This window comes from Aquirufa beregesia, from assembly GCF_011090385.1.
GTDB classification, from domain to species: Bacteria; Bacteroidota; Bacteroidia; order Cytophagales; family Spirosomataceae; genus Aquirufa; species Aquirufa beregesia.
In genome coordinates this window covers 99,766-112,500 of sequence record NZ_SEWW01000010.1, presented here as the reverse complement: position 1 = coordinate 112,500, position 12,735 = coordinate 99,766, and the positions used below count along the sequence as shown (strand labels likewise).

General features: G+C 39.5%; 11 protein-coding genes and 1 rRNA gene (1 of these 12 only partly in view). 4 read left to right on the top strand and 8 right to left on the bottom strand.

The window, feature by feature from the left end:
- From EWU23_RS13035 to EWU23_RS13020, 4 genes are all read right to left on the bottom strand, one after another.
- Positions 1-137, bottom strand: a 16S ribosomal RNA gene (locus EWU23_RS13035); it reaches 1,369 nt to the left of the window's first position.
- 326 nt (positions 138-463) lie between these two features.
- Positions 464-1,756 (bottom strand): tyrosine--tRNA ligase, encoded by a 1,293-nt coding sequence (tyrS, locus tag EWU23_RS13030; protein WP_166232907.1) that lies wholly within the window; start codon positions 1,754-1,756, stop codon positions 464-466.
- A 59-nt stretch (positions 1,757-1,815) separates the two neighbouring features.
- A complete protein-coding gene (locus EWU23_RS13025) occupies positions 1,816-3,039 on the bottom strand; it encodes an S-adenosylmethionine:tRNA ribosyltransferase-isomerase (RefSeq protein WP_166232905.1) in 1,224 nt (407 codons plus the stop codon).
- Entirely contained in the window at positions 3,039-3,545 is a 507-nt protein-coding gene (locus tag EWU23_RS13020) for an SdpI family protein (protein ID WP_166232903.1), read from the bottom strand. The genes EWU23_RS13025 and EWU23_RS13020 overlap by 1 nt, the downstream gene beginning before the upstream one ends.
- Before the next feature lie 146 nt (positions 3,546-3,691).
- On the opposite strand from EWU23_RS13020, the gene EWU23_RS13015 reads away from it, so the two are divergent.
- Complete coding sequence (locus EWU23_RS13015; protein WP_166232902.1) at positions 3,692-4,246, top strand: cob(I)yrinic acid a,c-diamide adenosyltransferase; 555 nt, start codon at positions 3,692-3,694, stop codon at positions 4,244-4,246.
- A 15-nt stretch (positions 4,247-4,261) separates the two neighbouring features.
- Positions 4,262-5,317: a branched-chain amino acid aminotransferase gene (locus EWU23_RS13010; RefSeq protein WP_166232900.1), complete on the top strand. Its 1,056-nt coding sequence runs from the start codon at positions 4,262-4,264 to the stop codon at positions 5,315-5,317.
- Here EWU23_RS13010 and EWU23_RS13005 read toward each other — a convergent pair.
- The 4 genes from EWU23_RS13005 to EWU23_RS12990 form a co-directional block, all read right to left on the bottom strand.
- Positions 5,314-5,895: a hypothetical protein gene (locus EWU23_RS13005; protein ID WP_166232898.1), complete on the bottom strand. Its 582-nt coding sequence runs from the start codon at positions 5,893-5,895 to the stop codon at positions 5,314-5,316. The two genes, EWU23_RS13010 and EWU23_RS13005, sit on opposite strands and share 4 nt — an antisense overlap.
- Positions 5,896-6,091: 196 nt before the next feature.
- Positions 6,092-7,498 (bottom strand): BamA/TamA family outer membrane protein, encoded by a 1,407-nt coding sequence (locus EWU23_RS13000; protein ID WP_166232896.1) that lies wholly within the window; start codon positions 7,496-7,498, stop codon positions 6,092-6,094.
- 49 nt (positions 7,499-7,547) lie between these two features.
- Positions 7,548-9,209 (bottom strand): AMP-binding protein, encoded by a 1,662-nt coding sequence (locus EWU23_RS12995; RefSeq protein WP_166232894.1) that lies wholly within the window; start codon positions 9,207-9,209, stop codon positions 7,548-7,550.
- A gap of 21 nt (positions 9,210-9,230) precedes the next feature.
- Positions 9,231-10,019 carry a biotin--[acetyl-CoA-carboxylase] ligase gene (locus EWU23_RS12990; RefSeq protein WP_166232892.1) on the bottom strand — a complete coding sequence of 263 codons (789 nt, stop codon included), beginning with the start codon at positions 10,017-10,019 and terminating at the stop codon, positions 9,231-9,233.
- An 89-nt stretch (positions 10,020-10,108) separates the two neighbouring features.
- Between EWU23_RS12990 and rsfS the strand changes: the two genes are divergently transcribed.
- Both rsfS and ftsH read left to right on the top strand, forming a co-directional pair.
- Complete coding sequence (gene rsfS / locus EWU23_RS12985) at positions 10,109-10,492, top strand: ribosome silencing factor (RefSeq protein ID WP_166232890.1); 384 nt, start codon at positions 10,109-10,111, stop codon at positions 10,490-10,492.
- Positions 10,493-10,573: 81 nt separating this feature from the next.
- Complete coding sequence (ftsH, locus tag EWU23_RS12980) at positions 10,574-12,709, top strand: ATP-dependent zinc metalloprotease FtsH (RefSeq protein WP_166232888.1); 2,136 nt, start codon at positions 10,574-10,576, stop codon at positions 12,707-12,709.
- Positions 12,710-12,735 lie beyond the last annotated feature (26 nt).

The window sequence follows — 12,735 nt, the reverse complement described above, 5'->3', positions numbered from 1 at the left end:
GGCTATCCCCCAATGTAAGGTAGGTTGCATACGTGTTACGCACCCGTGCGCCACTGTGTATTGCTACACCGTTCGACTTGCATGTATTAGGCCTGCCGCTAGCGTTCATCCTGAGCCAGGATCAAACTCTCCATTGTAAATATTCTTTGGATGTTTGACTTTGCTCTTACTATTAAAATAAGAATTGTCATTATCCTTGTCTTGAATGCTATTTTTTCTCTTCATAACCACTTTAAATGGTTACAAACTTTTTCCTTTTATCAACACGTCAAAGAACTCTTTTAAACTAATCTCCTATTTTGAACATCATCGAAACTTTGTTCTAGTACTCGCTTCGTTTATTGCGCTTGCTCGTTTAGCTAGCGATTGGGAGTGCAAAGATGCACGGTTTATTTATTTTGTGCAACTATTGGCGAAGAAATTTTTTAATTTTTTTTGAATTAATTCGCCAATATTGCGACAACTAGCTGATAGCCAGAATGTAATTTTTTTGTTTTCCGTTGCCAATCAATAAGTATTTATTACGCAATAACGGAAAATCAATATTTGCTTGTGGATTATTCACTTTTACTTTATTCACACTAATGGCGTTTCCTTGGATGGCTTTACGTGCTTCTCCTTTGGAACTGCAGATTAAATGATCACATCCCACACTGATTAAATCGGTCAAATTTTGGCATTCCGCCAAAGCCTCTGGACTTACCTGATAGATGGGGAGTCGTTGGAATACACTTTCCGCCGCCGCTTCCAATTGTTCAATGGCATCTTTGGCAAAGAGTATAGTAGATGCCTCCATCACCTCCTCGCAGACCTTAGCACCATGTACTCGTGTCGTTACTTCTTGACCCAATGCCTTTTGCAACAGTCGCAAATGTGGGGCCTCTGCATGCTGAGATTCCATGTTCTCTATTTCTGCTTGCGTAAATAACGTGAATACACGCAATAACCTAGGAACATCGGCATCTGCCGTATTGAGCCAAAATTGATAAAATTCATATGGGCTTGTCTTGCTTGGATCTAACCATACATTACCCGATTCCGATTTACCAAACTTGGTGCCATCTGCTTTGGTGACTAATGGTGTGGTCAATGCAAAAGCGCGATCCGTTTCATCTTCTCCAGTACCTTCCTTCCGGCGAATGATTTCCGTACCCGTAGTAATATTACCCCACTGGTCCGAACCTCCCATTTGTAAACGGACGTTCTTGGTTTTGTACAAATGATAGAAGTCGTAACCTTGCAATAATTGATAAGAGAATTCCGTAAAAGAGAGTCCCGTTTCCAAGCGGTTTTTTACCGAATCTTTCGACATCATGTAATTCACCGTTAAAAACTTACCTGCTTCTCGTAAAAATCCCAAAAAACTAAATTCTTTGAACCAATCGTAATTATTCACTACTTCCGCAGAATTAGCTCCTGCATGGAAATCTAAAAACTTCTCTAATTGCTTTTGAATGCCAATTTGATTCTCCCGCAAGGTATCTTCCGATAAAAACTCCCGCTCGGCATTCTTTCCTGATGGGTCGCCAATCATTCCAGTAGCGCCTCCCACCAAGGCAATGGGCTTATGACCTGCTAATTGGAAATGCTTTAACAACATAATAGCGGCTAAGTTTCCAATGTGCAAACTGGGCGCAGTAGGGTCAAAGCCAATATAAGCCGTCGTCATTTCTTTAGCTAATTGCTCTTCTAAGCCGGGAATCATGTCATGTAACATGCCTCTCCATCTCAATTCCTCGATAAAATTACCTTGCATTTTCTTGGGTTGTCATAAATAAAATGGTCGCAAAAATAAGCATATTTGCTTGAATTCGTCTACTGTTTGAATAACAATGACGTATCTCCATAACTTAAAAAGCGATAGCCCTGTTCTTGGGCCTCCGCATATACCTCTTTCCAATGGTCACCAATCATGGCCGCTACTAATACCAATAGCGTTGATTTAGGTTGATGAAAATTGGTTATTAAGGCATCACATAGGTGTAATTCATAGCCGGGCATGATCAATAATTCCGTTTCCGCAATCCATTGTTCTTGGCCAATAGCTTGTAAATAGTTGATGACTCTTTCCAATGATTCTTTTACGGTATAGGATTTGACTCTAGGCTGATAGGCAAATTCTTTGGCCAAAACGAATCCTTCTGGGTCTATGCTTTGATGCTCCAGTAAATAAACACCTGACCAATACAAACTTTCTAATGCTCTCAAAGCCGTAGTACCAACAGGCACAATAGGACCCGCATGATTTAGGATGGCTTCCATCATAGGAATGGAAAAAATCAATTGTTCCCGATGCATGGGATGGTTAGCTATGTTTTCTTCTTTGACCGGAAGAAAGGTTCCTGCACCCACATGTAAGGTGATGAAGGTACTTTGGTGGCCTTTGCTGGGGATTTGATCCAATAAATTCTGGGTAAAATGAAGACTAGCCGTGGGGGCTGCCACCGCTCCTAATTCTTTGGAAAATATGGTTTGGTACCTCTCTTGGTCTTCTTCATCTAAATCTCTACCTAAATAGGGGGGGAGGGGTATTTGACCAAAGGCATTTAATATCTCCGCAAATAGATGTTGACTATTCCACGTTATTCTGACCCAATTTTTCTCTCGCTCAATCCAATGCAGCTCTATTTGAATTTCTTCCTCGGCAATCTGAAGCCCTTGATGTAAGATTTCTCCTGCTTTCCAGCGTTTTTTGTTACCTACCAAACATTCCCATTCCACCTCATGCTGGGTTTCCATGGTGATTTGAGTGGCAATTTTCGAGGCCAAAGGTTTTAATAGAAATAGTTCAATGGTGGCTCCTGTTGATTTTTTGAGATGTATCCTAGCCGGAATTACCCGAGTATTATTAAAAACAAGCAGACTGTTTGGTGGAATGACATCTAAAATATCATAAAAATGATAGTGCGAGATTTGGCTGTTTTTAGAAACCAATAGTCGAGAGGCATCTCTGCTAGGACTAGGATGTAAAGCTATGCTGGATTCAGGTAGATGATAATCAAATGCCTGAATTGATAAAGGGGCTAATTCAAGCTTCATTATTCTTCCAAATAATCCGAATAGGTCAGTAAGCGAACAGGTAGGTAGGCAATCCAAATGACCAATGCGATGATTCCTATCATTGGATAATAGGAAAAGTCTTGGTTATAGGTTCTTTCGTCGTTCAATAAAAGCAAGGCCCTTAATACCAAGATCATGTAGGTATTAATCAAAGCGGGTAACATGTGCAACCAATGCCCAAGGGTTTCTTTAATCTTGGTACCTCCTTTTTTCTTAAAGACAGAAAATAAGATCGTGAATTGGAAATCAGGTATTTTTTGGATGTTTTTGATCAAAAGCAAGGCGAGCATATTAATCAAGGTCATGATACCTGCCGTCAAATAAAATACTTCTTCTTTGGGTAGAAATCCATCGCCACGACCAGTTTCACCAAAATGCACGGCGGTAGGATCAGGTAAACCGCGGTATATAAATAGGAGAGAGACCCCAAATCCAATGATGGATATGATGCGCCATACTCGAGAAAAGAAATGATCGATCGACATACGTTGATTAAAATGTCCACAAAATTAGGTCTGAAAATCTAACTGACCTAATCTTTGTATTCTTTCCATCAGGAAAATGATAATTATGCCTCATTCTTGTAATTCAGGCTTGAAAAAAGTAGATTTGTACCTTATACTATATAGCCATGGCAATCTATACTAAAAACGGAGATAGGGGTTTTACTCGGCTTGCTGATGGGAATGGTGTATCTAAATCGGATTTGCGAATTGATGCCATTGGGGATATCGATGAGTTAAATTCTTATTTAGGATTATTGAATACACAAATTGCAGATAAATTGAATGCCAAAGTGTTGGGTATTCAAACGAGTTTGTTTGTCCTAGGAGCCCATGTGGCCAGTGATTCTACCGAATTTTTAGGAAATATGAAGTTGATCGAGCTTCATGATATTGTGGCGCTTGAAGGATTAATTGATGAGATGGATGAAGTACTGACACCCATGCGAGTCTTTATTCTGCCCGGTGGTCACGAGACAATTGCCTTGGCACAAGTTTGCCGCACTGTTTGCCGCCGTGCAGAACGCAGCCTAATCAGATGGGTTCAAGCTGAAGATAAAGAAGAAGCTTATCAAATATCCATCGCTTATTTAAATAGATTATCCGATTATTTATTCATGATGTGCCGTTATCTCCATCATTCTTTAGGAATCCCTGAGATTCCATGGAACTCTGGCAGATAGCCAATAAGATTTAATATGATGCAAATAGAAATAAAACCCATAGCCCAATCTCGAATCAATGAGGTTGATTTTGATCACTTAGTTTTTGGTCGCAGTTTTGCTGACCACATGTTAGTAGCAGATTATGCCGATGGAGCTTGGCAAAAAGTAAGCATTCAGCCTTACGGCCCATTGAGCTATCAGCCAGCCATGATGTCATTGCATTATGGACAGGCCATTTTTGAAGGAATGAAAGCCTACCGTTCCAAGCAAGATGATATTTTAGTTTTTCGTCCAGAAGAGAATTTTAAACGTTTCAATAAATCTGCCATTCGGATGTGCATGCCGGAAGTCCCTGAAGAGATTTTTATGGATGGATTGAGACAATTATTGCAAATGGATAAGGCATGGGTTCCAGCCAAAGAAGGTTGTTCCTTGTATATTCGTCCATTCATGTTTTCTACCGATGAGTATGTGGGTGTTTCTCCATCTAATACCTATAAGTTCATTATTTTCCTTTGTCCAGTAGGTTCTTACTATGCCAAGCCATTGCGAGTTCGTGTGGAAACAGAATACATTCGTGCGGCTAAAGGTGGCGTAGGATTCTCCAAAAACGCAGGAAATTATGGGGGTTCTTTATTCCCAACTCAAGAAGCCAATAAAGCAGGCTATGATCAGATCATTTGGACAGATGCTGCTACCCATCAATATGTAGAAGAAGCGGGAACCATGAACTTGATGTTTGTGGTGAATGGCGCTCTAGTGACAGCACCTACTGGCGATACCATTTTAGATGGGGTTACTAGAAAGTCTGTTTTACAAATAGCCAAAGACTGGGGTATGAAAGTGGAAGAAAGACCGCTTTCGGTGAAGGAATTGGTAGAAGGTATTCAATCTGGAGCTGTAACCGAAGCATTCGGAGCAGGAACAGCTGCGGTGATTGCACCGATTCAAGTCATTGCTTTTGAAGGTAAAGATTACGAATTACCTGCACGAAAAGAAAGTGACTTTTCATCCAAAGTATTCCATGAAATCAATCACATCCGTTTAGGCGAGGTAGCTGATACCCGTCAATGGATTTGGAAAGTCTAGTTTATTTTAGAAAATACTAATTGAATACCTGGGTCTTTGGGAGTACCCACATCTTCCAAAATGACCTGGGTATTTTCATTTTTCCAAATAATCTTTTTTGCCTTGGCATAGCCATTGCCGTATATATTGCCTAAGTATTCTTTGAAATTGACCGTTAAGTCCAACACCTCATCTTGTTCTTCTAAAAAGATATTTAATATGATACCTTTTACTTGGTTGTTTTCATCGGGTAAATAGGTGATGTCCACAAAGTTCAGATCCGTATCATCAAAGAATTGAGTATAAGATTTCCCTACGCTGGGTTGAGTTTCTGATAATTCCACTTTCTCGCCAATCGTCGACATATCCTGTCCCCAAGAAACATTCCTGATAACCCCTGCTGAACCCAGGGTGATTCGTTGCAATAAGGGGGTACTTTCATCCCAAGCTTTTTGCTTGGCTTGTTTTTTTGATTCCGGGGTATTCTGATTTGCCTCCTGTTTATCTGTTGTCGTTTGACATGCATTACTTATTATCAATAAACTGATAATGAGAGCAAATGTTGGAAAATTTTGGAATAAGCTTGTTTTAGGGTTCATTTGAGTAAGATTCAACAATGTAGTATAATTGAATTTCTAAAATTAAAAAATTTCAAATTTGATATATTCTGTTTTTAGAAAAATAGTGTTATTTTTGTTCAATGATTTTTACGTTTGATTCGTCAAACTGACAATATTTAAGATTATTAGTGGTTAGGTATTTTAAAAAGGAGCCGGTCTTTGACTGGCTTTTTTTTTAGAATTCACGCCCAAGTCCCATCACAAAGCCATATTTGCCTCCATTATTAAATGGGAGAGCCATCTTCAAAACAAAATTATAATAGGTAACAATATCGAGTCCAACTCCATATCCAAACAGCCATTTATTGGCATAAAGACTTTTAGTCTCGACCCGATTCGCTTGATTAACATAAGCCAAATCCAAAAAAGCAGTAGGATAAATGGATAAGGGCATTTGATTAAATTGCTTATAAGGGATGAATGACAAGGGTATGATTTGTTTATACAATTGGTATTTCCACGTGTTTTTCGACAAGAAATAATCGGTTCCATCCACAACCTTCAGCTCAAAACCTCTCACCACCTCATTTCGATATCCTAAACCTCGTTGATTGGCATATGGGACTGTAGCTCCTTCTTGAGTTATTTTCCCTTTAAATTGACTGCTGAAATAAAACTTTTTACCTAAATCAAAATAGTAAGATAGTCCTGCATTCATCTCCCAAAAATTGATTTCATCTTGGGCTAAGATACCGAATTTTTGAAAACTGATGTCAATCTTTTTACCTACCAATGGATAAACCACATAATCCCTGAAATCATAGGAAAAGGTATAGCCTAATTGCATGAAGTTTTGCTCGTTGGATTTTCCTTGAAAATAAACTGGATTTAGTTTAGTAATGGTATCTGCCACTAAATTGTGACTGTATTTGACTTCCAATGTTTGGAAATCATAAAATCGAAAACGCTTTCTGAAGGTAACCCCTCCACTCCATTTTTCACGTAAAATGTTTTCAGAACCTAAATACACCAAAGTATCAGCTTGTGTTTTATAGGCGATGTTTTTACTCGTTAAATAATCCAAATTAAATCCAATGCCCAATGTTTTTTTGCGGTCTATGTAGGGATTATTGTAAGAGAATTCCAAACGCTGAGAAAAACCTGTTTCCGCTTTAAGCATCAGTTTTTCAGCTCTTCCCCTAAAGTTGGTGTGCAGTAAATGAACTCCATATATCGCTCGATCCAAGGGATGACCTCGGGCCCACCACTCATTTAAATTACGGTCAGCTAATTGAAAAACAGGATAAGCCAGAAAATACCATTGTTCCAACACATCAAAATTGATGACTAATTTTCCAGCCTTTGATAGGTGATATTCCGAACGAACCCAAATGAATAAATTGGTATTCATGAGTTTCCGTCGACTGAATTCCAGTTTTTGGTCTACTTCATTGAGGTCAAGCAGATCACCTTCTTTGAAATCTAATTCTCGGTTCAGAATACTTCTTTTGCTTCGCTCATTACCTCTGAAATGTATGCTATCTACCGTCACCATTTGACCTAAAAGACTTGTTGACAAACCTAGTCCAAGGCAAATAAATAAGCTGAATATGACAACATTAGGCGTTAACAAGCGTCTCATGCATCTAATTTAGTCAAAAAGCACAGCTATTAATTTACCCTAAGATGAATTATTCAAAAAGTATGGTCGAAGGATGCTGATTCCAAGCTTCTAATTTATCTTGGAATTTTTTCTCAATCGCTTGTCTTCTGATTTTTAGGGTAGGGGTAATACATTGGTTTTCGATGGTCCAATCCTCTCTCAATATGACCATTTTGGACAAATGTTCATATTTTTTGAAATGAGGCTTTAGGTTGCTTTTGATGCCATCCAAGGCCATCTCTAGGCTATTTTTGTCGGCTTTTTTGCCTTCCGTATTCAATATAATCAATGCGATGGGTTGAGGTAAATTAGTGCCTACCACACAGGCTTGTTCAATCCATTCATGCGATAAGATCATGTTTTCAATGGGGGCAGGTGCCACGTACTGCCCTTTGCTTGTTTTGAAATTATCCTTGACCCGACCAATGATGGAAATAAATCCTTCGGAATCCAATTCGGCCATATCGCCGGTTTTTAACCATGGTCCATCAAATAGCTCCTGAGTTAAAGCGGGCTCTTTGTAATATCCAGTGGTATTGTAAGAGGCCTTCATCAATAATTCCTGAGATTCTGGGTCTAATTTTACTTCACAAGTAGGCCAAGGTCTCCCTACCGTTCCCAATCGAATTTGATCACGAGGCATTAATGAATTAAATCCCATATTTTCTGTCATCCCATAAGCTTCTTGAATCGGAAGCCCAAGTTTTTGAAACCATTGCAATAATTCTGTTGGCATAGGTGCCGCCCCTGTTACATTCATTTTGGTTTGATCTAAACCCAAACCTGTTTTGATTTTCTTTTGAATGAATTCGCTGAGGATGGGAATGGAAAGCAATAGTTGTAAGCGTTTTTGCCCTCCTATTTTTTGCAAAATGCCTTCTCTAAATTTGGCCCAAATACGAGGTACGGCTAAGAAATGAGTAGGTCGACAAGCCACTAAATTTTCTTTAAAGCTGTCTAGGGTTTCCACGAAATAAATGGTACCACCTGACGCAGTACCCGCAAACTCCACAAAGTTGCGCTCAGCAATATGGCATAAGGGGAGATACGATATAAATCGGTTATTCGGTTCTTGTAAATAAGCAGCTTCTTTAGCTAAGTTGATGGCTTGTGCAATGCCGCCATGATGTAACATGACACCTTTGGGAGAGCCCGTTGTGCCAGAAGTGTACACAATCGTACTCAATTCATCAGCTTCTGCCTGATGGAAGTTTTCCAGGGGTGCAGTTTGGGCTTCAATGCTTGTCCAATGAGATTCCGAAAGAGGACTCTCGTGTTCTGGTGTGAAAATCAATGTAATGTGCGGAGGAATACCCGCTCGTATGCTTTCCCACTGATCTAGTTTTCCCACAAAGAGTATTTGGCAGTCGGAATGTACCAATACTTGGTTCAATTGATCGGCAGTCAATGTGGGGTAAAAGGGAACCGAAACTGCCCCTGCAGCGGCAATGGCCAAATCAGCCATAATCCAATGGGCACAGTTTTTAGACAATATACCCACGTGATTAGGACGCTGCGTATCTACTGTTTGACGGAGGTAATTAGCTATTTTGCTGATTTGAATGGCCACCTCTTGATAGGTATAATCTTGGAAATGGGGGCCAACAGGCTGTTTTAAGTAAATAGCATCTGGCCGATGTTCTGCCCAATAAAGAAAATTCTCCAAGTTACTACGGTAGTGGTCAATCATGGACAGGCTTTATTTCTAAGGTTAGTCCTTAAAAATAAAACTTAATTCCTTTATTTCATAGACTTGTTCACCTGCTGGTTTTTCCATGATTAAAAGGCCTTGCGCATTGACTCTTAGAATCTTACCTATAAATTCGTGTTGATTGTCTTCATATGAGTGCCATTCTTGGAATCTAAATAATTTTTGATGATAATTTTCATCTAAAAAATGGAATTTTTGCTCTAAAAAATATAAGTATTCCTGCTCTATCCCTAGAGAAATATGCTTGTAGATGTCATGTAAATCAAAGGATTGAGGCGATTTCATCCAGGATTTCAGGGAGCAAGCTCGTAAATCAGCAAAGTTGGTTTGATTGATGTTCAGTCCAATCCCCACGATGGAAAAGGTCCATAGCCCAGATTGAAAGTTGTTTTCAATCAATATTCCTCCTAATTTTTTTCCATCTAAATACAGATCGTTGGGCCATTTGATGGTTAAGGGGAGTTTTTCTCCATAGTTTTCGGCGGCCCAATTTTGTAGTCCATTCAGAATACCTAGCGCTATAGCCTTACTGAGATAGAATTGATTTTCAAGCAGGGAATGGGGGGGCTTAAGCAGAAAGGATATTAATAAGTTTTGATCGGGTTCCGCCTGCCACGTATTCCCTCTTTGTCCTCTACCAGCACTTTGATGTCCGGCTACCCAAGCAAATCCTTCGGGAATGTTGCTTTCTAAAGACTCTTGAAAAGCCATGGAATTGGTGGAAGGGCAAGTGGGAATGTATTTCGCCAATTTGCCTATGAACCGGGTTGGTGCGTGGTAATTGTTCAAATTTATTTGTAATTTTAAGCTTGGTAGAACAAATTTAATTTTTTAATCGTTAAGATAGTTCTCTATTAACATTTAGATCAAAACAATATATGCGTAAAAGTTCCATTAAGTCCCCCAAAGAAGATATCTCGGAAGAAATTGTGAATTGGGTAGTCAAGGGGATGCAAGAAAAAAAGGCACAGGAAATTATGGTATTGGACTTGCGCGGTGTACAGAATGCCTTTACGGATTTTTTTGTGATTTGTTCAGGTACCTCAGATACCCAAATTGATGCCATTGCTGATTCTGTAGATAAAGAAATATGGGAAGCAGGTAAATTACATGCTCATACCATTGAAGGAAAAGCCAATCGTGAGTGGATTTTGATGGACTATTATGATGTCATCGTTCACGTATTTTTAAAGGAAAAGAGGGCCTTTTTTAAATTAGAAGAATTATGGGGAGACGCTAAATTTACGATCATTCCTGACTGATGGTCTGGAATAATCAGATTTTTTACTAGAAAAGAAACTTAATCACTCCGCTACATTGTTACAAGCCCAAATAGATAACCAATGGCAAAACAAGTAAACAATTCAAAGAATACAAAGAGGTCAGGAATTCCCCCTCGATTACCTAAAAAACCTGTTGGAGGCATGCAAAGCTGGATGGTCATTGGTTTGATGATCGCCGTGGTGAGTATGTTCTTTTTTACTAAACAACGAACCCTTCAAGAGATTTCTCAGAAACAATTTGAGTCCATGTTGATTCAAAAAGAAGTAGAAGGCGTAACCATCGTCAATGATAAATTGGTGGAGGTAAATCTGAAGCCAAATTATGTAGCTAAGTATTTTAAAAACTCTCCTCAAGGCCTTATTTCAGTGAAACAAGGCCCTCATTTTGAGTTTCAAATTATTTCAAAAGAGGGTTTTGAACGTTTTTTAGAAGATAGACAAAAGGCTTTTCCTCGTAATGAGCAAATCATGGCCAAACCTGAAACCCGTACAGGTCCATTGGATTGGTTGGGTACTTGGGGCTTCTTTATCTTGATGGGTTTAAGTTTCTATTTCCTATTCTTCCGCATGGGGGGAGGTGGAGGTGCCGGCGGACAAATCTTCAATATTGGTCGTAGTAAAGCTACGCTGATCGAAGGGGAGTCGAAAGTACGTGTTACTTTCAACGATGTAGCTGGTTTGGATGAGGCCAAAGAAGAGATTCAAGAAATTGTCGAATTTTTAAAATTTCCAAAAAAATTCACCGATTTAGGAGGTAAAATCCCCAAAGGTGCCTTATTAGTAGGCCCTCCAGGGACTGGTAAAACCTTATTGGCTAAAGCCGTAGCAGGTGAAGCTGGGGTTCCATTTTTCTCCCTTTCAGGTTCCGATTTTGTGGAAATGTTTGTCGGGGTAGGAGCTGCTCGTGTCCGTGATTTATTCAAACAAGCCAAAGAAAAAGCACCTTGTATCATTTTTATTGATGAGATAGATGCAGTAGGTCGTTCTCGTGGACGTGGTTCTATGCCAGGTGCCAACGATGAAAGAGAAAACACCTTGAACTCCCTATTGGTAGAGATGGATGGTTTTGCTACGGATTCAGGAATTATCATCATGGCCGCTACAAACCGTCCAGATGTATTGGATTCAGCTTTATTACGTCCGGGTCGTTTTGATCGTACCATCAGTATTGATAAACCCGATATCATTGGTCGTGAGGCTATCTTCAAAGTACATATTAAGCCATTGAAATTGGCGAATGGTGTAGATGTAAAAGAATTAGCTGCTCAAACTCCTGGTTTTGCTGGAGCAGAGATTGCCAATGTATGTAATGAAGCAGCCTTAATTGCTGCACGTAGAAATAAAGTAGCGGTGGAAATGACTGATTTCCAAGAAGCTATGGATCGTGTGATTGGAGGTTTGGAGAAGAAAAATAAATTGATTTCTCCTGAAGAAAAAAATATAGTAGCTCACCATGAAGCGGGGCATGCCATTGCTGGTTGGTTTTTAGAGCATGCCAATCCATTAGTGAAAGTATCCATTGTTCCTCGTGGAGTAGCGGCTTTGGGTTATGCGCAATATCTACCCAAAGAGCAGTTTTTGTATCGTACAGAACAGTTGATGGATGAGATGTGTGTGACGCTGGGCGGTAGAGCAGCCGAAGAAATTATTTTTGGAAAAATATCTACCGGTGCACAGAATGATTTGGAGCGAATCACCAAATTGGCCTATTCCATGGTGACAGTTTATGGTATGAATGATAAGTTGGGTAATATTTCTTATTACGATTCCAAAGGAACAGAATACCAATTTAATAAACCATATTCTGAAACTACGGCCCGTGAAATAGATGAGGAAGTACGTAAGATTATCGCGGAAGCCTATAAGAGAACGCTGGCTTTATTGCGTTCAAAGAAAGCTAAATTGATTATACTGGCAGAACAATTGTTGAAAAAAGAGGTATTGTTTCAAAGTGATTTAGAAGCTTTGGTTGGTCCTCGTCCATTTGAGCAATTAACTTCTTATCAAGAGTATATCAAAGGAGAGACGGAAAAGAAGCGTAAGGAAGCTAAGGATGAGCGTGATTTAGCTGAAAAAGCGGAATCTGCACCGGATGTCCAGGAAGTCAAGAAAACGATTAAAAAGCCAAGAGCTAAGGCTGTAAAAAAGGAAGAAACCATAGCTTCCGATGATATTTCTGGTGAATCGGCCGTTTAACTAATTTTTGGGGTGGCTTGACCACC

What these genes read in the sequence shown, in the direction of transcription:
- ftsH (WP_166232888.1), top strand. Translation starts at nt 10,574, where the DNA reads ATGGCAAAACAAGTAAACAATTCAAAGAATACAAAGAGGTCAGGAATT.
- EWU23_RS13015 (WP_166232902.1), top strand. Translation starts at nt 3,692, where the DNA reads ATGGCAATCTATACTAAAAACGGAGATAGGGGTTTTACTCGGCTTGCT.
- EWU23_RS13000 (WP_166232896.1), bottom strand. Translation starts at nt 7,498, where the DNA reads ATGAGACGCTTGTTAACGCCTAATGTTGTCATATTCAGCTTATTTATT.
- EWU23_RS13020 (WP_166232903.1), bottom strand. Translation starts at nt 3,545, where the DNA reads ATGTCGATCGATCATTTCTTTTCTCGAGTATGGCGCATCATATCCATC.
- EWU23_RS13025 (WP_166232905.1), bottom strand. Translation starts at nt 3,039, where the DNA reads ATGAAGCTTGAATTAGCCCCTTTATCAATTCAGGCATTTGATTATCAT.
- EWU23_RS12995 (WP_166232894.1), bottom strand. Translation starts at nt 9,209, where the DNA reads ATGATTGACCACTACCGTAGTAACTTGGAGAATTTTCTTTATTGGGCA.
- tyrS (WP_166232907.1), bottom strand. Translation starts at nt 1,756, where the DNA reads ATGCAAGGTAATTTTATCGAGGAATTGAGATGGAGAGGCATGTTACAT.
- EWU23_RS13010 (WP_166232900.1), top strand. Translation starts at nt 4,262, where the DNA reads ATGATGCAAATAGAAATAAAACCCATAGCCCAATCTCGAATCAATGAG.
- rsfS (WP_166232890.1), top strand. Translation starts at nt 10,109, where the DNA reads ATGCGTAAAAGTTCCATTAAGTCCCCCAAAGAAGATATCTCGGAAGAA.
- EWU23_RS13005 (WP_166232898.1), bottom strand. Translation starts at nt 5,895, where the DNA reads ATGAACCCTAAAACAAGCTTATTCCAAAATTTTCCAACATTTGCTCTC.